The organism is Frankia sp. Mgl5, from assembly GCF_023242985.1.
Lineage (GTDB): Bacteria > Actinomycetota > Actinomycetes > Frankiales > Frankiaceae > Parafrankia > Parafrankia soli.
Map to the genome: position 1 here is coordinate 1 of NZ_JALKFY010000253.1, position 250 is coordinate 250.

Consider the following 250-nt stretch of genomic DNA (forward strand, 5'->3'; position numbering starts at 1 on the left):
ATGGGGTGGCATGGTGAAAAAGCTGGCCGTATTTGCTTCGGGTAACGGCTCCAACTTTGAAGCAATTATTCAGGCAATCCAAGGTGGACGCTTGAATGGAGCGGAAGTGGCGCTGCTTGTGACCGATAAGCCAGCCGCCTATGCCGCTCAGCGGGCAGAAACGCATAAGATTCCCGTCTTTTGCTTCGATCCAAAAGCATACCCGGACAAAGCCGCGTTTGAAGCGGAAATCGTGGAACAACTGCAGCAT

1 protein-coding gene is annotated in these 250 nt (G+C 52.8%); it reads left to right on the forward strand.

What is annotated here, in order from left to right:
* Positions 1–10: 10 nt before the first annotated feature.
* A partial coding sequence (locus MXD62_RS09240; protein WP_285224009.1) for a phosphoribosylglycinamide formyltransferase occupies positions 11–250 on the forward strand: 240 nt, incomplete at its 3' end.